The following is a 19,139-nucleotide window of genomic DNA, read 5'->3' as shown; positions in this document are numbered from 1 at the left end:
ACACCCGCCAGTACTTGGCCCGGGACAGAACAGCCCGTCCCGGGCCGGGAAGGAGTCCTGCATGAGCGATGTCCGCATCGCCCACATCGGCGGCCCGACCACCCTGATCGAAATCGGCGGTTGGCGGCTGCTGACCGACCCCACGTTCGATCCCCCTGGCCGCACCTACCCCTTCGGCTGGGGCACCTCCTCCCGCAAGCTCACCGGTCCCGCTCTCGCCGCCACCGACCTGCCACCGATCGACGCCATCCTGCTCAGCCACGACCACCACGGCGACAACCTCGACACCACCGGACGCACCCTGCTCCCGGCCGCAGGCAGCGTAATCACCACCCCCGCCGCAGCCCGACGCCTCAGCGAAAAGGCCCGCGGTCTCACCCCCTGGCAGACCACCCGCCTCCACGCCCCGGACCGCCCCACGATCGACATCACCGCCACCCCCGCCCGCCACGGCCCGCCGCTGTCACGGCCGTTGACCGGTCAGGTGACAGGGTTCGCCCTGAAGTGGGAAGGCCAGCGGCACGGCGTGCTGTGGATCTCCGGGGACACCGTCCTCTACGACGGCGTCCGGCAGGTGGCCCAGCGCATGCGCGTGGGCACCGCGCTGCTGCACCTCGGCGGTGTGCGGTTCCCCGTCACCGGCCCGATCCGCTACACCATGACGGCCGCCCAGGCCGTCGAACTGTGCCGCCTGCTGCTGCCGCTGACTGCCATTCCCGTCCACTACGAGGGATGGCACCACTTCCGTGAAGGCCGCGACGCCATCGAGGACGAACTCGCCCGGGCCCCGGCCGACATCCGCAACCGCTTCCGCTGGCTTCCCACCGGAACCCCCACGGACATCAGCACCTGACCCGCGACGCGCCCCAGGCGGTGAGCCGGAGGCCCGGCTCACCCGGATACCTGATCGGGCCGCCAGCCGGGCAGCAGCCCGTCCCGCCAGAGCGAGCCCGATGACACCCAAGTCCGCGCGGAGCCGCTCCGCCCACCGCCCGTATCACCGCGTCAGCCCCTCGATCTGCTCCACGAAAGTCCGACGCGAGAACCGCTACTCACGTACAGAGCCAGGGCGTCCAGTGCTCGAAAGCGTCGTCCAGACCCGGATACTCCGGGTTCTCCCACACCAGGCAGCCCCACACGATGCCGGGAACATCGGAGCCCATCAGGTCGGCCGGCCCCACAGTCAGGGTGCGGTGGACGGTCTCCAGGTAGGCGGCTATCGACGGGTAGCGCGGCTCGGACACCTCTGGCCCGGCCATCGTCGACCAATGGCCGACACCGGCCGCGGACACGTACTGGCCGTACTCGGGCCCGGCCTCGTCCCGCGTGAGCCACGGAACCACCTGGGCCCCGTCCCAGTAGTCGCGCTGGCCGCTCCCGGGAAGCCGCGGGCGCACCGCCTCGGCCGGGGTGAACAGCACCCCGTCCGGTAGAAACGCCCCGGAGCCGACCTCGCCCTCGTCCTCGTTCTCCTCGATGTACTGGTGCTCCACGCCGCCGCACAGCCGCCACAAAGCGGCCAGCTCTGCGGGCAGCCCGTACCCGAGGTACTGCATCAGGTGGGCCTCGGCGGCCTGGATCTCTTCTTCCGTAGCAGGCGGTAGCAGGGAGGCATACGAGGTAGGGGCGTGCACCCGCAGCCAGCCGGTCAGCTGCTGCCATGCGGCGGTGACCCGCTCAGCCTCATCATTTCGTTCAGGCATTCGCCCACCGTAGGGGGAAGAGGATGTATCGCACCGCCCGCCTGTGGGCGAGAACGAGTTCGGATGGCGCTGTGTCCTCGGCTACCTCACCGACGACGAGGTGTCCGAGTACGTCTCACCCGCGCTGGCAGACGACCTCTCGGGCCTGCCGAACACCTACATCGACACCGGCTCCGCCGAAGTCTTCCGCGACGAGGACGCCGACTACGCCACCCGCATCTGGGCGGCCTGCGGACAGGCCGAACTCCACGTCTGGGCGGGCGGCTTCCACGGGTTCGACGCGCTGTATCGGCAGGCGCACATCTCGGCCACGGCCCGCCGAACCCGCTCCGACTGGCTCGCTCGAGGTCAGTGACACGGTGGTGCCGGTCCGGGTCAGCTGCCGACCCAGCGAACGGGCCGCGTCATGCTGCCCGGTCGGCGGCGGCAGGTTGGAGACGGTGGACCGGATCAGGTGCTTGTGGCGGTCCCCGATACCGAGCCGGGCGAAGCGGCGGTGCAGGGTGGCGGAGTCGTCCGGTAGCGGGCTCAGTGCTTCCCGGACGGCTTTCTTCGCCTCTTCGTGGGACGGCAGGGCCTCGCCGGGTTCGGGCTCCTGGGGGAGGGAGTAACCACGCCGGGGCGGGACTCCGTCGGGGGACTCGCGCAGCACGCGCAGGACGTAGTCGTACAGGGCGAGCGCGAGGGTGAATTAGGAGGAACCAGAGGATCAGGAAAGAAGACTCTGCCCTTCGCTCCCGCGGCCTCGTTCTCGGCAATGCGGGGGATCCTGTGGGTGGCTTCTCAGACGTGATCGACGAGTTGTGTAAAGCCCCTCTGGCGTGCGCAATGCCCGCAACAGAAAAATTGTCCGTCCGCCTGAAGGCCGTGGCCGAGGATGCGGCACTGGCAGTTGTCGCAGATCGGTGCCAACCGCTGGGCGGCGCACTCGATGCTGTCGAAGGTGTGGACAGCTCCTGCGGCATGAACCTCGAACGCCATCTCGTAGTCGTTGTTGCAGACCTCGCACACGGCCATGAACGTCAGCTCCTCGTGATTGGGTGCATGGACAAGACAGGGGCCCTTTGGCCGACCTTCCTGGACGGTAGCGAGAAGCCGCGCCGGACCTGCCGCGGCACGTCCACCGGGACCCAACCGGCATACATCAATCACTCAGCTGGCGCGGTTCTGTGGTCGATCACAGCGGCTATCGGCGTTGAACCACTTGACCGTGCCTGTTGCCATCAGTCCCCTCCCCTGTTCCGCGTCACGAGATGACCGCGCGCCGCGCAGCCGTCGCGGCTCCGGTTCCTGACCCTGCCGTTCTGACTCGCCTTTCGTCGGTGGACGCACCGCCCAAGTCGCCCAGACACCTGTCCACCTGCGGCTCCCAGGCCGAGGCCGCGAGACCGGCATGGGCGGCAAAAGGCGCGCCATCCGCACATCGGCCCGCTCGGCGCCTGTCATGGGCGACGTTGACACGAAGGGACTGGACAAGATCACCCACGAGGCGAAGTCCGCCCGCCAGGATCACGTCCTTGGCGCTGACCCACTCGGGCAGGGCCGCGGCGGACGTGGGTTAGGTGTGCGGTTCCCACATGCGGCCGTCGCGCGCGGGCGGCGAGGGCCAACGAAACGCAGCCGGAGGAGAATGCCGGAGCTGGCGCATTCTCCTCCGGCCGTACGGAAAGGGCACCGTCCGTCGGTGTCCGTGATAGCGATCACTTTACCAAGTTAAGGCCACCCTCAACCCTCTTCGGACGACCCCTCACCCGCGGTCGTCGGTGCCTCCGTATCCTCCGTCCCTGTCTCGGCTCCGGATTGTTCGTCGGACGGGGTCACCTCGGGTTCCGCGGTCTCGCCGGCCGCGGAGGGTTCCGCCTCCGTGGCCTCTGCGGCGTCCGCCCTCTCGGCTTCCGGCTCCTCGCCTTCGGACGGGGTCACCTCGGGTTCTTGGGGTGCCTGTTCGGTGTCGCTCATGCTTTCACCTCCTTTCTGTGGCGCAGAGTTAAGGAGTCCTGCCAACGGTGGCCTGGGAGCCACACAGATCTCAAAACGCCCCCTTTTGCGAGCTTTGCAACTTTCGTCCTATTCCTTCAGGATGCGGATGTCAACGGGCCCCGGGGCAAGAGGTGCAGGCGCGAAGATCAGGCGAGGGCGGTGTCCGCCGGACCCCCTGTGGGTGTCGGCTGAACTCGGCCGTCGTCGAAACCCCTCGGCCCATTGAAACCGGCACCGCCGGCCATCGCGCCGACGGCGCGGGCGTCAGCCAGCCGTCCCTCATTGAGGTTGATTTACGCCGGGACAACGTGGGCAGGTCGAGCAGTTCCGACGCGCATCCGGAGCGCCACAGGGCCGGCGGCAAGTGACCGGCGAGGGAGATACGGCCTTCGGCCGCGCTGGGGGTCGTATACGCGTACAGGCAGGTGGCTATGGGCTGTTCGAGGCCGGTGATGCTGTGGTCGAGGTGTTGCAGGACCTCGGCCGGGTCGAGGTCCAGGTCGGCCAGCGCGCGTGCGGCGTTGCTCGGCTGGCCCATGGTCGCGGCGGCGGTGTTGCCGCTGCCCATTCCTTGTCTGCGGTGAGAGGGATGACGTCGAACCAGTCGCCGCCGACTTCGCTGGCGGCCCCGGCGGGCTGGTAGCGGTAGGCGATCTCCTGGCCGGGCCGGTCCGGGGGCTGCTGGGGCAGGAGCGTGCGCTGGGGGTCAGGGCGGCGCCCGAGGTTCACACACTGGGTCACCAGGCGGTCCGCATCGTACTGTGCGACCTCACCCACGCGGTCGGCAGCTCGATGACACCGGCAAATCGATCACCAGATCCAGGTGCTGCTCGTGAACCAGGAGCCGACCCGCCAACTGGCCCAGGGCCTCCTCGGCGCTGTAGCCGAACAACTCCTCGGCCTGCGGACTCCCCAACACGATCCGCCCGTCCGCGTCCAGCACGACGGCAGCCACCTTCAACCCGTCCAGCAGGCCACCAGGCGCCGACGGAATCCGTGCCCGGTTGGGTTCGGCCCGGAACGGTTTCCGTTGCACTCATCACCCGGGCACTCCCTTCTGGGAAACGCTGCAGAGGGTGCCCGGCCCACTCTCGCTCTCGCCGGAGCGTGGGCGCCCTCACGCGGCCTGAAAGGGCTGGCTCACGAACCCCACCGTCTTCTCGAAGTGCCGCTGGCGTTTGCGGTCGATTGTCATGTCGGCCCTGTAACCGAGCGTCGATGTCTGCAGGCCACGGCATGCGGCTGTCGATGACGCCACTCAATTGGCGGCAGGATTCCCGTTGGACGAGGGCCGGTCCCTCGGGTGACGGTGATCATGCGGCTGGATGCCAGTCGCGCAGGCTTCTGCGCCGTCAGCCAACCGTGTAATGGTCGGCGATCGGTCGGGGATTCATCCTCCAGGAGCCGGTCGTCCGATTGCGGCTGAACCAGCGCTGACCTAGCTTCGAGATCGTCACACTATGTGACAAATCCGACGCTATTCCTGCGTCGGCTTCCCCTTGGTGGCATCGAATGGAGCATTCATGTCGGTGATGACCGGTACCCAACCCCTGCAGCAGGCCGGCCCGCAGCAGATCGCCCAGCTGGTCCAGCAGACCATCCAGCAGGCGTGCCAGCAGACGGCCCAGCAGGTCGCGCAGCAGGTGCAGCAGACGTTCCAGCAGATCCAGCAGATCCAGCAGCAGCTCCAGCAGCAGCCGGGCATGGCCCAGCAGGCGCACCCGTACCTGGCGCTCGCGCTGCACCGCTCGCTGCACGCAGGCATCCAGCACGCCGTGGAACAGTCCGTGCAGCAGGCGCTGCCGACCGCGATCATGGCGCTGCTCCAGCAGGGCCAGCAGGGTCAGCAGGGTCAGCAGGGTCAGCAGAGCCAGCAGGGCATGCAGGGTCAGCAGGGTCAGCAGGGTCAGCAGGGTCAGCAGTGGGGCGGCGGGTTCGGCCAGCAGCCGTACGGCCAGCAGTACCAGCAGCCCGGCTTCGGCCAGATGGGCCAGATGGGCCAGCCGTTCGGTATCGGCTGACCTGAGGGCGGCGCGATGCGGTGTGCCCGGAGCGGTTTTCCGGGCACACCGCATCACCGTGGAAGCGCGAGCCGCCCCATCGCCGGATCAGAAGCACTCAGACGACGTAGGCGTGGTGAAGGTGGACGTGATGGTCAAGGAAAGGCCCGGAAACAGCCACGAGAGCGGGTCCGAGGGTGAGGGCGCGGGCTCGTCCGAACCCGAGGGCAGGCAAGCGGGGCCACGTGAGAAAGGCGCGCAGTCACCGCACCTGGTGCAACCGCGCCGCGAGCGGTACATGGTGACGCCGCTGCCACAGCATCTGCTCCCACCGGGAGTGTCCGAGCTCACCATGGACACGGTGTGTGACCGGCTGGACCGGATGCCCGAGGTCAGGGTGATCCGCAGGCTCCACCCGTCGGAGAAGCTGCAATCGGCCGGGCTGCACCCCTCCTGCCCGAAGATCGCGGTTGTCGAAGCAGCCGAGTCCCAGGTGCCGGCGATGCGATCGCTGCACGTACACATCGAGCCGGACCTGCCTCTGTCCGGAACCGGACCCATCGCTACGCCGACCGCGAGCATTCTTCCGCTCCTTGACCCGGGGCTTGTCACGCCGCTCGCGGAACCTACGAAGATCTCGCTGCGCGTGTGCGGCCCGGAGGGCGAACCGCTGGCCGGCGCGGGGGTGTTCCTGATCGGGGCGTCCTGGCCGTGGCCGGGCCTGACCGGTGCCGACGGGACGGTGACCGTCACGCTGGCCACGGAGACCGCGGAGTCCGTGCAGTCCCTCTACGTCCGGCCCGCGGGAGGCTATGCGGACCGCTGGATCAACCGTCCCGATCTGTCGGTGACCGAGGAGAACCTGGTCGCCCTCACACCGCTGGACCAGGTGTACCCGGGGCTGGACGAGAGGCAGCAGTACAGCTGGGGCCAGCGGGCCATGCGGCTGGACCGGCTGCCCCCCACGTTCCGTGCCTTCGGGGTCAGGGTCGCGGTCATCGGTTCGGGGGTCGCCTCCGAGCACCCCGATCTGAAACAACGCGCGCGCTCCGGACTCGATTTCGTCCGCGGTACGGAAGATGGCTGGGCCCAGGACAAGGTGGGCACCGGCACCCACGCGGCGGGCATCATCGCCGGGGCGGACACCGGCAAGGGCGTCATCGGCATCGCGGTCGACGCCGAGCTGGAGGTCTGTCAGGTGCAGCCGGGCGGCTGCTTCAGTGACCTGATCGCCGCGCTGGATCACTGCATCGACCACGAGGTCGACGTCGCCCACATCGGGGTGGCGACCCCGTATGCGTCGGCGCTGGTCTCCCGCAAGCTTGCCGATGCCAACGCGGCGGGTGTCGCCTGCGTCGCTCCGACGGGCGACACGGGCGGACCGGTCGCCTTCCCCGGCTCGCTGCCGACCGTGTTCGCCGTGGGCGCGCTGGGAGTCTTCGGCTCGTACCCGCAGGACACGTCCCAGGCCACCCATCTGGGCCCGCAGTTGACACCGGAAGGGCTGTTCGCTGCGCCGTTCAGCTGCTATGGCCCGGGGGTCGACGCGGTCGCTCCCGGCGTGGCAGTCCTGGCGTGCTCGCCGCAGGGCGGATACGCGGCCCTCGACGGCACCGGCACGGCCTCGGCCCACGTCGCCGGCCTTGCCGCCCTCGTGCTCGCCCACCACGAGGACTTCCACGGCCAGCTGCTGCCCCGTGGACCCGGCCGGGTGCAGCACCTGTTCGCCATCATCTCCGCCAGCTGCCGTCAGCTGGCGGCCCCGGGCACCACGGAAGCGGCGCGTGTCGGCCGCGGCCTGCCGGACGCCCTCGTCGCCCTCGGCCTGGCCCCTGGCGTACAACTCGCTCCGGCCTTGTCGCCCTACGTCCCGACCCTGACCGGTTAGGCCCCGGTTGGGTCATAGCCAGGTCTGTCCCCACATCATCGAGCGGCGCCCGCCTCTTCAAGGGCGGGCGCCGCCTGGCTGGCCGCCGGGCCCCGATCCTGCAGGGACACTGTGACGATGCGGTCTTCCTCCGGTCGAGTCGGCTCACGTCGCTTCGGCTTCGGCCGCGTGGGCAAGCTGGTCGGCATCGGCGAGCATCCGTGCGCTGTCCGGCTCCCTGCCGGTGAACAACCGAAAGGCATCGGCGGCCTGGAAGACTCGGCGCCGCGGGCAAGCACCGCGTGGGCGACGGCCGCCCCGGCTCCTCCGGCGCCGAGCAACACCACCCGCTGGTGCGGGGCTGAGCGACGTGCCTATGCCGGAGCCGATCAGGCCGATGAGATACGAGTCCTGGTCCATCGCCGCACTCCCTTCCGTGAATCGTTCACAGCCCGAGGTAGATCTGGCGCACCCGGGTATCCCGGCTGAGCTCCTCGGAGGTGCCGGTCATGGCGACGCTGCCGTTCTCCATGACCAGGCAGTGACTCGTCGCGCCGAAGGTGAGTTTGGGCGTTCTGCTCCACGAGGAGCAGGCTCAGCCCCTCCTCACGCAGCCGTTTCAGCGCGTTCAAGATCTCGCCGACGAGCTTGGGCGAGAGCCCCATCGACGGTTCGTCGAGCAGCAGGATGCGCGGCCTGGCCATCAGGGCGCGGCCGATGGAGAGCATCTGCTGCTGACCGCCGGAGAGCGCGCCGGCCAGCCGCTGGCCCATCTCGCCCAGCACCGGGAAGAGTTCGTGCACCTCGGCCAGCGTGGCCTGGGTCTCGGCGTCCCATCGGCGGGCATATGCGCCGAGCAGCAGGTTCTTCTCCACGGTCAGGCCGGGGAACACATGCCGGCCCTCCGGTACGGAGCCGATGCCGTGCCGCACCGTGTCGCGGGCCCGCAGGCGGGTCAGGTCGCGCTCCCCCAGCGTGATGCGTCCGCCGCCGCGCGGTACCAGGCCCGTCAGCGCCTTGAGGGTGGAGGTCTTGCCCGCGCCGTTGGCGCCGATGATGCCCACCGAGGCCCCGGGCTCCACGCTGAAGCTGATCGAACTGACCGCGCGGACCCCGCCGTAGTGCACGGACAGGTCGTCGACGGTGAGTGCGGCCGGCGTGCTGGTGCCGGGGGCGGCCGTTCGCCGGAAGTGGATCGTCCTCACCGCGCTGCCTCCTTCGATGCAGGTTCCTCGGCCGAGGCAGAGGCCTGGGGCGGAGCCGCGGGGGCCTGGCGCGGAGCCGGCTGCGGTCGCGGAGCGTCTGCCATCGCGGAATCCCCGAGATGCGCCTCGATCACCTCGGGAGCGGCGACCACCTCGGCGGGCGTGCCCCCTGCGATGACCCCACCGCTGGAGAGCACCGTGACGCGCTCGCACAGCGACATGGCATGCTTGAGTGCTGCTCCTGCAGCCGGGCCTGGGATCCGGCGGACCACCGCGGCTAGCCGGCAGTGTCTGATGGATCACGTGGTGGACCGCATGAGGATGGCTGCGATGTGGAGGCCGCCCAGGTAGGGCGGCGCGAGTGTGGCCGTGCGCAGTGCCAGACCGCGCCAGTTTCAGCCGGTTGATGCACCGTTCGGGCCTGATCAAGGTGGTCACCATTGTCACCGCCATCGCTGTCGGCATGGTCGTGGGCATCAGCGGGCGGCTCCGCCGCTACGACACAGCGGTGCAACGCTGCCTCAAGATGCGATTCCTCCCGGGCGTGAACGCCCAGGGTTCCTCGCAAGAAACATGCTGAACACCGGCCAGGCCCACACCGGCGGACCAACTGCCAACCCCACATCCTCCCCACCACCACCCGAATCCCCATCCCCACCCCCACCCCCACCCCCACCCGCAGCAACACGCAAAGCTCCCACAAACTCCAAACACGAGCTGTAACGGTCCTCGGGGACCTTCGCCAGAGCCCTTGCCAGCACGTCGTCCATCGCCGCCGCGGTCCCCGGCCGTCTCTCACTCAGAGCAGGCGGCTGATCGTACTGATGCGCCCACAGCAGCGCGATGTCCTCATCCCGCTGGAACGGCGGCCCGCCCGCGAGGGTTTCGTACACAACACAGGCAAGGCTGTACAGATCACATCTGCCGTCCACCGGACGACCCGAAATCTGCTCCGGCGCCACATAATCGAGCGTGCCCACGAACTCCCCCACCGTCGTGAAGCCCGTCAATGACAGCGACTTCTTAGTCAACCCGAAATCCGTGAGATAAACATGCTCGGGATGATCGCTGTCGGTGCCCCGCGCCACCAGAATATTCCCCGGCTTCACATCCCGATGCACCAAATCATGTTCATGAGCCGCATCAAGCGCCGACGCCACCTGCCCGGCAATACGCAATGCCGTCTCCACCGGCAACGGCCCGTCCCGGTCGAGCAGAGCCCGCAAATCAAGCCCCGAGACATAACGCATGGCGATATACAAAACACCATCCGTCTCACCGGCCTCGAAAATCGGCACAATATGAGGATGATCGATCGCCGCAGCCACCCGCGACTCATGCGTGAAACGACGACGGAAAGTATCATTACGCGCCATCTCCGGAGCCAGCAGCTTCAGCGCGACCATACGCTCCAGGCGCAAATCCCTCGCGCAGTACACCACGGCCATACCCCCACGGCCGATCTCGCGCTCCACCCGGTAACCCGCGATCTGCGTCCCGATCAAACCCGACGCGCGCCCGGCATACACACCCGTCCCGTCCGACCCCGCAACCATCACACACCACCCCAACGTGCACCCGCCGCGCCGCAACCACCGGCCGCACCGCAGACACCGCCCACCCGCCCCGACACCGCAACGGGGCGTCCACCACGGCCACCACCCACACCGGAGCCAGCCTCGAAGACACGCCCCGGCGCAGCCGAACCCACAGGCCACCCGCCCATACCCGCATTCTATCCAGCGGCCCCCACCCCCCGCCCGCCCTGGAACAGCCCGAACCCGTGGTCCAGCCCCCACCAACTGCCCAATTCCACAATCCCGCCCCACCCGCACGGCACCCAACGCCCGGCCGACGCCGCCCACACCCCCACCACCGCATCCCAGTGACGGGATATTCAACATGCGGTTATTCGAGCCCACTTATCCGAAATGCCGCCTCCGTCATTCTTTCTCATTATCGGGAAACGAGCATTCCGTCAAGGAGAATTACCCGCCTACCGCTCCTGCGCAACGCCACAGAAAGCAGGCACCGACCTCCACGGAGTAACACCGGAAAAATCGCGCACCACCACACTGTTACGGTCACGAACGGAGGGACCGAAGGCGTACTGCGGCCACAAGCCCGCCACCACACGCCGGCTGCGCTCACTCCACTCCCGGGCCGGCCGACTGCTGCTCTTGTAATAGTTGAGGGCGTATCCGCCCGTGTGGATCCGCAGCAGGCTGAAACCGCCGGGGTACTCCTTCACCGCGCCGACCTCCTGCAGTGCGACGTGGGGGGCCTGCGCGAGAACGGTGCGCTTGTTTCGGTGAGTGTGACCGGCATGGTGGAGGAACACGCCGGGCGTGGAGGCGTAGGCGTCGAGAATGGCTCGGGCCTGGCGGCGGTCGAGACGCTGCCCGCCCGTCACCGGGAACGGCGAGTGGCGCACGGTGAGCGGATGATGCCCGAAGACCAGCGTGGGCTGGTCCCTGTCCTGCCTCAACCGGGTGCAGAGCCAAGCAAGTTGGTCGGGCGAGAGTCCCCCGGGGCCGGCGCCGTTGCCCCGCTTCTCGTACGTGTCCAGTCCCACGATCCGCAGTCCGCCGAGATCACGGGCAAAGTAGGCGGGTGAACCGCCGGCAAAGAAGCCGTCCCGGAAGCTGTCGCCCCACTCCCCGCGAGTGCGGGCAGTGGGCCGGTCATGATTTCCGCGGACAACGAAGTAGTCCTGCCCGTGCGTGCCGAACCCGTCCAGGATCCGCTTGGCCTCCCTCAGGTCCCACGGCGCACCGCCGGCCGAGATGTCGCCGGCGGCCAGCAGGTGGTGCGCGCCGCGTCGGCGTGCCTCCTCGACCAGCGCCCTGCCCATGATCTGCGGATACGGCGCGAGGCCGGGTGGCTGCGAGATGCCGCGCGGCAGCGGGAGACCGGCCACCCGACCGGCGGTGGTCTCGCCCAGATGCAGGTCGTTGCAGAGCGCAATCGACAGCAGATGACGGCCTGGCGGAGGATGCGGCGTGGTGAAGGAGTACGGGCCGGCGCGCGAGCCGAATCCATGCAGGGAGGTGCCCACAGCGTTGCCCTTCACCAGGTGCAGAGGTGTGGGGGTGGCCGCCGAACCCCGGGAGCGGGCCTGGTAGTAGTACGTCTGCCCCGGCTCCAGACCAGTCAGCTCCACATAGTGGTGGGCGGTGTGGCCTTCTTCGGCGGCGGTGCGGTTCAGACGGGCGGGATGGGTTCCGTAGACGACTTCCCCCTCGGTCACGGCCGGGAGCATACGCCCGAGCCCGTCGTCGCTCCCGGGCACACCGGTGTACCAGGTGACAACAGCCCGGTCCTCAGCAAGCGTGACCAGCTCCAGATGGACAGCAGACACGGCATCGGGGCCGCGGGGGGTGGGTGCGTGGGCCGTACGGCGATGGGCGGCGGCAGCGGGCAGGGCCCTGAACAGAGCACGTGCGAGGGTTTCGGCGGACCGCGGGACAGCGTGGGGAGCAAAGAGGCAACAGTGCATGCCTGTTCCGTGCCCACGGGTGGTGAACAGCAGCGGTGTGGCCGACGGCAGCGACTTGAAACGACGGTGCGGGGAAAGGCCGTTGCACCGCCCGCCAGTTCAACTGCCGTGACCCGCCGACCTGATGGGCGCGCCGTCGGCGAGGGGCGGGCCCGGGGGCGGGACGGCCGCGTCCCCGGCGGCCGGGAAGAAGGTATCGCATGCCCTGTTCCCGGTCGGCGGCCCCGCGCCCCGCCGCAAGCGTCGCCGCCGTCTCGGGCCGCCTCCGCTGCGGTGACAGGCAGGCGCCGCCGCCGTCTCGGGCCGGGTCGGCAAGACCTGGACGGCCCGGCCGGTAACGTCACCGCGTCGCATTCGGCGGTGATCGTTCCGCGGCGGCCGGCGCACCCTGTATCCGCCATTAGCGCCGGGGCGGCCCGCGAAGCCGTCCGGCACCGTCGGCCGTGGCCCGCCGGTCCCCCTGCTCGACACTGCCGTGCAGGAATACCGGCGACCGCGGACCGAGACAGCGCCTCCACAGCCTCTTCACCGGACATCCACTTCCGGCCGGGCGCCGTTACCGGCGATCCGGGTGGGGCAGACGGGGCGGTAGCGGTGCGCCTAGCCTTCCGGGCCATGCGATCCACACAGACGAGACGCCTCGGCCTCACCGCCACCCTCGCCCTTGTCCTCGCCCTGTTCGGCCTGGCTCCCACCGCGAGTGCGGCCGACCCGGGCCCGGCCGATCTGACGTTCGCCACCGACAGCGCCACCACTGTGCCGGGTGGCGCGGTGAACCTGTCGATGACGATCACCAACAACAGGACCTACGACGTCTGGTTCGTCTACCAGACGATCGAGCCGACCTGGCTGACCACCCAGCGGCCCGATCTGCGGTACAGCTTCACCGGCTGCAGCCTGGCCACGGCCGCCGGCAGTGTCGCGTGTTCCGGCACCGGTCCCGCCAACCTCGGCGCCAACTACGGGGCCACCATCCCGCCCGGCCAGAGCCGGACCGTCACACTCACGCTGCAGGTCGCCGCCGACTCCGGCTGCAACGGCAACATCGGCTTCTACTCGTACTTCTACGCCGAGTTCAGCGACAGCACGAGCACCAGCGGCGGCCCCCTCTACACACCCGAGACCCGCGTGCTCTGCTCCTGACCCGAGAGACAGGCGGCGACCGGTCCGCACAGACCGGCCACCCTGGGCACGCTCGCAGTCCGGGGTGAGGGTGACCTGAAACCGATCAGGCGCCGGGAAGACACCGTGGTCTGGACCGCTGGCGCTCCGGCACCGGCGGGCGTCAGCGGTCCATGCGCTCCGCCCCGGCCCGGGGCCAGCGCAGGGGCCTTCCCGCAAGCCCCGCCGCGTGCGCCCCGGCGGCCGCGACATGGACGTTCCGGCTCCGGCGATCACCAGTTGGACGCCTGCTCTTTTCCGTCATGTTTCGCAACGGGCGCACGAAAACTACACACAGACCTCACTATGTGACGCGACGAATGCGTTTGACGACCGACGTCTGAGGGGGGCGGTGGCGTCGCGCAGGGGGTGCGTCCGCTCCGTAGGAGCAGTACTCACCCCTGCCCGGGGAGGGGACTTCACCGCATGAAGCGGACCATTCGCACGACCGTGCTCACCGTGGGCGCGCTCATCGTCTCGCTCGGCTTACCGGCCGGCACGGCACACGCCGTGGACGCCGCGACGCGCATCGACCTGCGAGTCCTGATCGTGAGCGACGGCGGCCCGGCCACCGACGCCATCGCCGCCGAGCTGGAGACGGCCGGCACGCCATACACCGAGGTCGACCTGCAGCAGACCGGCCGGCCCGTGATCGACGCCGGCTTCCTGGCGGACACGGTGGACGGCACACCGCGGGCCAAGTTCCAGGCCGTCGTGCTGCCCAACGACAACCCGTTCGCCGCGGGCTCCGCCGAGATGGCGGCGCTGGCGGCCTACGAGCAGACGTACGCGATCCCGCAGGTCGACGCCTACACCTACGCGCGTCCCGAGGCCGGGCTCCAGTACCCGGTCTACGGCGGCTACTCCGGCAGCGTCGACGGTGTTCAGGCCGAGGTCACCGCTGCCGGGCAGGCGGGGCCGTTCGGCTATCTGGACGGAGCCGTGCCGTTCGAGGACAACTCCCCTGATGTGGGCGAGAGTTACGCCTATCTGTCGACACCGGTCGCGGGGGCGGACTTCATCCCGTACGTCGACGCGCCGATCCCAGGGCAGTCGACCCGGGGTTCGCTGGTCGGCGAGTACCGGCACGACGGACGGCGCGAGCTCGTCGTCACGTTCGTCTACAACCAGTACCAACAGCAGTTCCGGCTGCTGGCGCGCGGCATCGTGGAGTGGATGACCGACGGCGTGCACCTCGGCGCCTCGCGCAACTACTTCGCGGTACACGTAGACGACGTGTTCGCGGCCGACGACCGCTGGGACACCGAACTCAACTGCACGCCGGGCGACATCGACTGCCCCCCGGGCCAGGGCGTGGCGAATCCGATCCGCATGACCCCGGCCGACGTCGACCACGCCATCGAATGGCAGGGCAGACACCATGTCACCCTCGACATGGTGTACAACGGCGCCGGCAGCGTGAACCAGCGCGAGGACAACGACGGCGTCGACGAACTCGCCGATCAGTTCATCGCCGATCGCGACAGCTTCCGCTGGGTCAACCACACGTACTCGCACCCGTTCCTCGGCTGTGTGCAGGACGTCAGCGTGGTGCCGTGGAAGTGCGCCACCAACGCGGACGGCTCCACCGCGTGGGTCAGCCGCACCGAGATCTCCGACGAGATCGCCAACAACCGCGTCTGGGGTCGGACCGCCGGACTCCCGCTGGAGAACGACGAGTTGGTGACCGGCGAGCACTCCGGCCTGAGGATCTCGCCGCAGCAGCCCGAGGACAACCCCAACCTGGCGCTCGCGCTGGCCGACAACGACGTTCAGTGGCTCGCCTCGGACAACTCCCGCGACCCCGTGCAGCGTCAGGTCGGCCCCTCGACGACCGTCTCCCGCTATCCGATGAACGTCTTCTACAACGCCGGGCGGGCGGCCGAGCAGGTCGACGAGTACAACTGGATCTACACCAGCCGCGCCCAGGGCGGCAGCGGCATCTGCGAGGACAACCCCGCCACCTCCACCTGCCTGTCGGCGCCGCTGAGCACCGCGACGGGCTACGCCGACCACATCGTGCCGGTGGAGACGAGAACCGGCCTCGGACACGTCCTGTCCAACGATCCCAAGCCGCACTTCATCCATCAGTCGAACCTGGCCGAGGACCGTATCGCCTACCCGGTCCTCGACGGCATCCTCGACGGGTACTCCGCCCTGTTCGCGGACAACACCCCCGTGGTGAACCTGCGGATGAAGGACATCGGCACCGAGCTGCAGCGGCGTGCCGCCTGGAAGTCGGCGGTCGCCGCCGGTCAGGTCACCGCCTACCACGTCGGCGACACGGTGACCGTCCAGACGCCCGACGGCGTCGCGGTGACGGCCACCATGCCCGCCGGCACCGTGAGCGCCGGCGCCGGCTTCGGCGACGCGTACGCCGGCGAAGTGTCCGGATGGGCCGCCCCGACCGGGCAGCCACTCACGCTCACCCTGCCGTCGTCCGGCACGCCGACGGCCGCGACCGCCGGCGTCACCACGGAGGAGACGGCGACCGCAACCACTCCGACCACCCGGGTGCCGGCCGGTGTGAGGGAGCGGGTTCCGTACACCCCGGACAGCTGAACGGCGCACCGACCGAAGGTTCCGGCCGCACCCACCGCGGCCGGAACCGGCACGACCACCCCATACCCCGGCCGTGGAGCACATCGATGCCCGTTCCCCACGGCGCGCGACGCCCCAAGTCAACGCGCGTCACCCTGCTCACCGAAGGCACGTATCCGCACAGTCACGGCGGTGTCAGCGTCTGGTGCGACCAGCTCGTCGGCGGGATGCCCGACATCGCCTTCGACGTCATCGCCGTCACCGGTACCGGACGCGAACCGGTCGTGTGGGACATCCCCCAACACGTCTCGCGCGTCACCGCGGTCCCCATGTGGGGGCCCGCGCCCCAAGGCCGCCCGCCCCGCGGGCGGCGCCGCAGCCAACTGGCCTCCGCCTACGAGCAGTTCCTGACCGCCCTGCTCGACCCCTGCGCGGAGGACCGGTTCGCCGCCGCCCTGTACGCGCTGGCGTCGGCCGCGGCCGACGGGCTGCTGAGTCCCTTCCTGCGCGGCGACCGGGCGATCGGCATCCTCACCGCCGTGTGGAACCGCCCGGGCCTTGCCGTGCGTGAGGCCCGGCCGACCCTGCACGACGCGATCACCGCCACCGCCCTGCTGGAGCATGCCCTGCGCCCGCTGGCGACGCCGCCGCCGGAGCACGGGGTGGCGCACGCGGTCAGCGGCGGCGTCGCCGCGCTGCCGGGCCTGGCCGCGCTGGAGCGGCACGGCGTACCGCTGCTGCTGACCGAGCACGGCGTCTATCTGCGCGAGCGTTACCTCGGCTACCGCACCGCCCCCTACCGCTGGCCCGTGAAGGCCGTCGTGCTGGGCTTCTTCCGGCTGCTGGCCGAGGAGACCTACCGGCGGGCCGCCCTGATCACACCGGGCAACCGCTACAACCGGCTGTGGGAGGAACAGGGCGGCGCCGACCCCACGTCGATACGCACCGTCTACAACGGCGTGGACCCCGCCGCGTTCCCGCCGGCCGGCCCCGAGCCCGAGCAGCCCACCCTCAGCTGGGCCGGACGGGTCGACCCGATCAAGGACCTGGAGACGCTCATCCGCGCCTTCGCCCTCGTGCGGGCCGAACTCCCCGGCGCGCGGCTGCGGTTGTTCGGCGGCACACCGCGCGGCGGCGAAGCCTACCGGGAACGCTGCCAGGCCCTGGCCGCCGAGCTCGGGCACGCCGACGCGGTCACCTTCGAGGGCCGGGTCGACGACATCAAGGACGCCTACGCCGCGGGCAACGTGGTGATGCTCTCCAGCATCAGCGAGGGCTTCCCTTTCACCCTGATCGAGGCCATGTCGTGCGGGCGGGCGACCGTTTCCACGGACGTGGGCGGCGTACGCGAGGCCGTCGGCGACACCGGGCTCGTCGTGCCGCCGCGCGACGCCGCCGCCATGGCCGCGGCCGCGCTTCAACTGCTGGGTGATCCCGGGCGCCGCCGCTCGATGGGCGAGGCGGCCCGACTGCGGGTCATCGAGCAGTTCACCCTGCGCCAGACCGTCGACACCTTCCGGTCCATCTACCTGGAGCTGCCGGCGCTCGGCCGGAGCACCCCACGCGACCCCTGGGCTGCCGACACCGACACCGACTCCGACTCCGCACTCGCGGCGGCGGGCGACTCCCAGGTCCCGAGGCCGAGGAGCCTGGCCGGATGAGCGGACCGATGGCCCTCGAACCCGGCGGTGCACAAGGCGACACGCTCTCCCTGCGACTCGCCGGCGGCCGCTCCCCCGCACCGCGCGCGCCGGGAAGCGGCGGGAACCAGGACGCGGTCGACCTGCTCGCCGCCGAACTGGCCGACGGCATCGGGCCGGCCGTCCACCCGTACGAGGTGGCCGCGCTGCTGGAGTCGGAGGGACTGACCGCCGAGGTGATCCAGGAGCGCTACGGACACCCGAACCTGTTCTCGCTCGCGTCCGCGCTGTACGAGCGGGTGCCGCGCACCTTTCCCGAGCCCGCGCCGCCGGTCGACCCCTGGCGACCGGATCACCTGCGGTGCGCACTGCGCGGTGCGCTGTTCGCGCTGCCAGGACTCGCCTACCTGCTCACCGGGCGGCTGTGGGACGCGCAGGCCGACACCGACGTGCTGGTCGTGGCCGGGCTCGTCTCCTGGGCCTGGGGCCAGGCACTCGGGCACCGGGCCTATCTGCGGATGGCGACCGGCCGACGCGAGGCGGGCCGCACCTTGCTCAAAGGCGCCCCGCTGGGCGCAGTCGCGGCGACGGGTGCCGGGACACTGCTCGCCCAGTCCGGCACGGCGGCCCTGGTCGCGGCCGCGCAGTCGGCGTATCTCGCGGCGGCCGGTGTGCTGCTGGTGCTGGGCCGGGAGCGGCTGCTGCTGGCGGCGCTCACCCCGGTGATCGCCGGTGCGGTGGTGCTGCCGTGGTGGGAGCCGGGCACGCTGCTGCGGGCCGCACTGCCGATGCTGTCCCTGCTCGGAGCGGCCGTGGCGGCCGGCTGGGCCTTGCGGTCCACGCTCACGGCCTCCCCCGTCCCGGACGTCGCCCGACCCGCGCTGCTGCGGTCCCTGCCGTACGGCCTGTTCGGCCTGGCCGCGGGGGTGTTGGTGCTGCTGGAGGGGAGTCGGCACCCGTACGCCGTAATCGTGCTGACCGTGAGTATGGGGCCGGCCGAATGGCTGCTGTACCGATACCGGGGGATGTCGGTGGCGGCGCTGCGGGCCACCGCCACACCGGCCGCCTTCCTCCTGCGTTCGGCCGGCATCCTCGGCCTCTGTCTGCTGGCCTATCTCCTTCCGCTGTTGCCCGCGGCGCTGCTCACCGGCGCCGAGCCGGCCCCGCTGCTGCTGCTCGCGGCGACGCTGTGGATCGCGCTGCTGCTCCAGGCATTCGGGGTGGCCTGGCCACCGGCCGGGGTGTGTCTGGCAGCCGCCGCCGGGGGCGCGGCGATCGCCGTGTTCCATCCACCACCGGGCGCCGACGTGCTGTCGCTGTGTTGCGGCGCGGCCGCGCTGTGTCTCACCGCGTGGGCGCTGCGGCTGCTGGGACGTCCCGCACCGCACTCCTGAACCCCGACCTTGCACCACACAGTTGCCCCGGCCCCTCCCACGCCTCTCCCCCGCCCGGCACCACACGCCTCACCCCCGCCCGCGTCGCCCGGAACCGCGCTCGCACCGTCGCACGGAACCGCGCCCCGCCCGAAACCGCACCGCATCGC

At 70.2% G+C, this 19,139-nt stretch carries 14 protein-coding genes and 3 pseudogenes; 8 read left to right on the top strand and 9 right to left on the bottom strand.

Annotated features, from left to right (window positions below):
• The first annotated feature begins 61 nt into the window (after nucleotides 1–61).
• A complete protein-coding gene (locus ACX28W_RS30170; RefSeq protein ID WP_459002912.1) occupies nucleotides 62–853 on the top strand; it encodes an MBL fold metallo-hydrolase in 792 nt (263 codons plus the stop codon).
• Nucleotides 854–1,052: 199 nt separating this feature from the next.
• Here the strand turns inward: ACX28W_RS30170 and ACX28W_RS30165 are convergent, their stop codons facing one another.
• Nucleotides 1,053–1,703 (bottom strand): SMI1/KNR4 family protein, encoded by a 651-nt coding sequence (locus ACX28W_RS30165; protein ID WP_459002911.1) that lies wholly within the window; start codon nucleotides 1,701–1,703, stop codon nucleotides 1,053–1,055.
• Between the two features lie 52 nt (nucleotides 1,704–1,755).
• Between ACX28W_RS30165 and ACX28W_RS30160 the strand changes: the two are divergent.
• Nucleotides 1,756–2,058, top strand: a pseudogene (locus ACX28W_RS30160) (alpha/beta hydrolase); the annotation flags it as partial.
• 428 nt (nucleotides 2,059–2,486) lie between these two features.
• Here the strand turns inward: ACX28W_RS30160 and ACX28W_RS30155 are convergent.
• From ACX28W_RS30155 to ACX28W_RS30140, 4 genes and pseudogenes are all read right to left on the bottom strand, one after another.
• Nucleotides 2,487–2,720 carry a hypothetical protein gene (locus ACX28W_RS30155; RefSeq protein WP_459002909.1) on the bottom strand — a complete coding sequence of 78 codons (234 nt, stop codon included), beginning with the start codon at nucleotides 2,718–2,720 and terminating at the stop codon, nucleotides 2,487–2,489.
• A 708-nt stretch (nucleotides 2,721–3,428) separates the two neighbouring features.
• Nucleotides 3,429–3,662, bottom strand: coding sequence for a hypothetical protein (locus ACX28W_RS30150; protein WP_459002908.1), 234 nt, complete (start codon nucleotides 3,660–3,662; stop codon nucleotides 3,429–3,431).
• A gap of 328 nt (nucleotides 3,663–3,990) precedes the next feature.
• Nucleotides 3,991–4,385, bottom strand: a pseudogene (locus ACX28W_RS30145) (PP2C family protein-serine/threonine phosphatase); the annotation flags it as partial.
• A 67-nt stretch (nucleotides 4,386–4,452) separates the two neighbouring features.
• Entirely contained in the window at nucleotides 4,453–4,719 is a 267-nt protein-coding gene (locus ACX28W_RS30140) for a PAS domain-containing protein (protein WP_459002906.1), read from the bottom strand.
• A 496-nt stretch (nucleotides 4,720–5,215) separates the two neighbouring features.
• Between ACX28W_RS30140 and ACX28W_RS30135 the strand changes: the two genes are divergently transcribed.
• Entirely contained in the window at nucleotides 5,216–5,704 is a 489-nt protein-coding gene (locus tag ACX28W_RS30135; RefSeq protein ID WP_459002905.1) for a hypothetical protein, read from the top strand.
• Between the two features lie 130 nt (nucleotides 5,705–5,834).
• Nucleotides 5,835–7,571: a S8 family serine peptidase gene (locus ACX28W_RS30130; protein ID WP_459002903.1), complete on the top strand. Its 1,737-nt coding sequence runs from the start codon at nucleotides 5,835–5,837 to the stop codon at nucleotides 7,569–7,571.
• Between the two features lie 144 nt (nucleotides 7,572–7,715).
• Here the strand turns inward: ACX28W_RS30130 and ACX28W_RS30125 are convergent.
• From ACX28W_RS30125 to ACX28W_RS30110, 4 genes and pseudogenes are all read right to left on the bottom strand, one after another.
• Nucleotides 7,716–7,829 (bottom strand): annotated as a pseudogene (locus tag ACX28W_RS30125) (shikimate dehydrogenase); the annotation flags it as partial.
• Between the two features lie 110 nt (nucleotides 7,830–7,939).
• Nucleotides 7,940–8,755: an ABC transporter ATP-binding protein gene (locus ACX28W_RS30120; protein WP_459002902.1), complete on the bottom strand. Its 816-nt coding sequence runs from the start codon at nucleotides 8,753–8,755 to the stop codon at nucleotides 7,940–7,942.
• Nucleotides 8,756–9,276: 521 nt separating this feature from the next.
• The gene (locus ACX28W_RS30115; RefSeq protein ID WP_459002900.1) at nucleotides 9,277–10,311 is read right to left on the bottom strand and encodes a serine/threonine-protein kinase; all 1,035 of its coding nucleotides are present in this window, start codon (nucleotides 10,309–10,311) and stop codon (nucleotides 9,277–9,279) included.
• 440 nt (nucleotides 10,312–10,751) lie between these two features.
• On the bottom strand, nucleotides 10,752–12,254 hold the full coding sequence (locus ACX28W_RS30110) for a purple acid phosphatase family protein (RefSeq protein WP_459002898.1): 1,503 nt from the start codon (nucleotides 12,252–12,254) through the stop codon (nucleotides 10,752–10,754).
• Nucleotides 12,255–12,869: 615 nt separating this feature from the next.
• Between ACX28W_RS30110 and ACX28W_RS30105 the strand changes: the two genes are divergently transcribed.
• The 4 genes from ACX28W_RS30105 to ACX28W_RS30090 all read left to right on the top strand — a co-directional run bounded on the left by ACX28W_RS30105 (nucleotide 12,870) and on the right by ACX28W_RS30090 (nucleotide 18,990).
• Nucleotides 12,870–13,397, top strand: a complete 528-nt coding sequence (locus ACX28W_RS30105) for a hypothetical protein (RefSeq protein ID WP_459002896.1) — start codon at nucleotides 12,870–12,872, stop codon at nucleotides 13,395–13,397.
• 444 nt (nucleotides 13,398–13,841) lie between these two features.
• On the top strand, nucleotides 13,842–15,977 hold the full coding sequence (locus ACX28W_RS30100) for a hypothetical protein (RefSeq protein WP_459002895.1): 2,136 nt from the start codon (nucleotides 13,842–13,844) through the stop codon (nucleotides 15,975–15,977).
• Between the two features lie 86 nt (nucleotides 15,978–16,063).
• Nucleotides 16,064–17,617 (top strand): GT4 family glycosyltransferase PelF, encoded by a 1,554-nt coding sequence (pelF, locus tag ACX28W_RS30095; RefSeq protein WP_459002893.1) that lies wholly within the window; start codon nucleotides 16,064–16,066, stop codon nucleotides 17,615–17,617.
• A complete protein-coding gene (locus ACX28W_RS30090) occupies nucleotides 17,614–18,990 on the top strand; it encodes a hypothetical protein (protein WP_459002892.1) in 1,377 nt (458 codons plus the stop codon). The genes pelF and ACX28W_RS30090 overlap by 4 nt, the downstream gene beginning before the upstream one ends.
• The last annotated feature ends 149 nt before the right edge of the window (nucleotides 18,991–19,139 follow it).

The organism is Streptomyces sp. SD15, from assembly GCF_054462255.1.
Note: the sequence above shows the minus strand (reverse complement) of the source record. Positions and strands in the feature narration are given on the sequence as shown.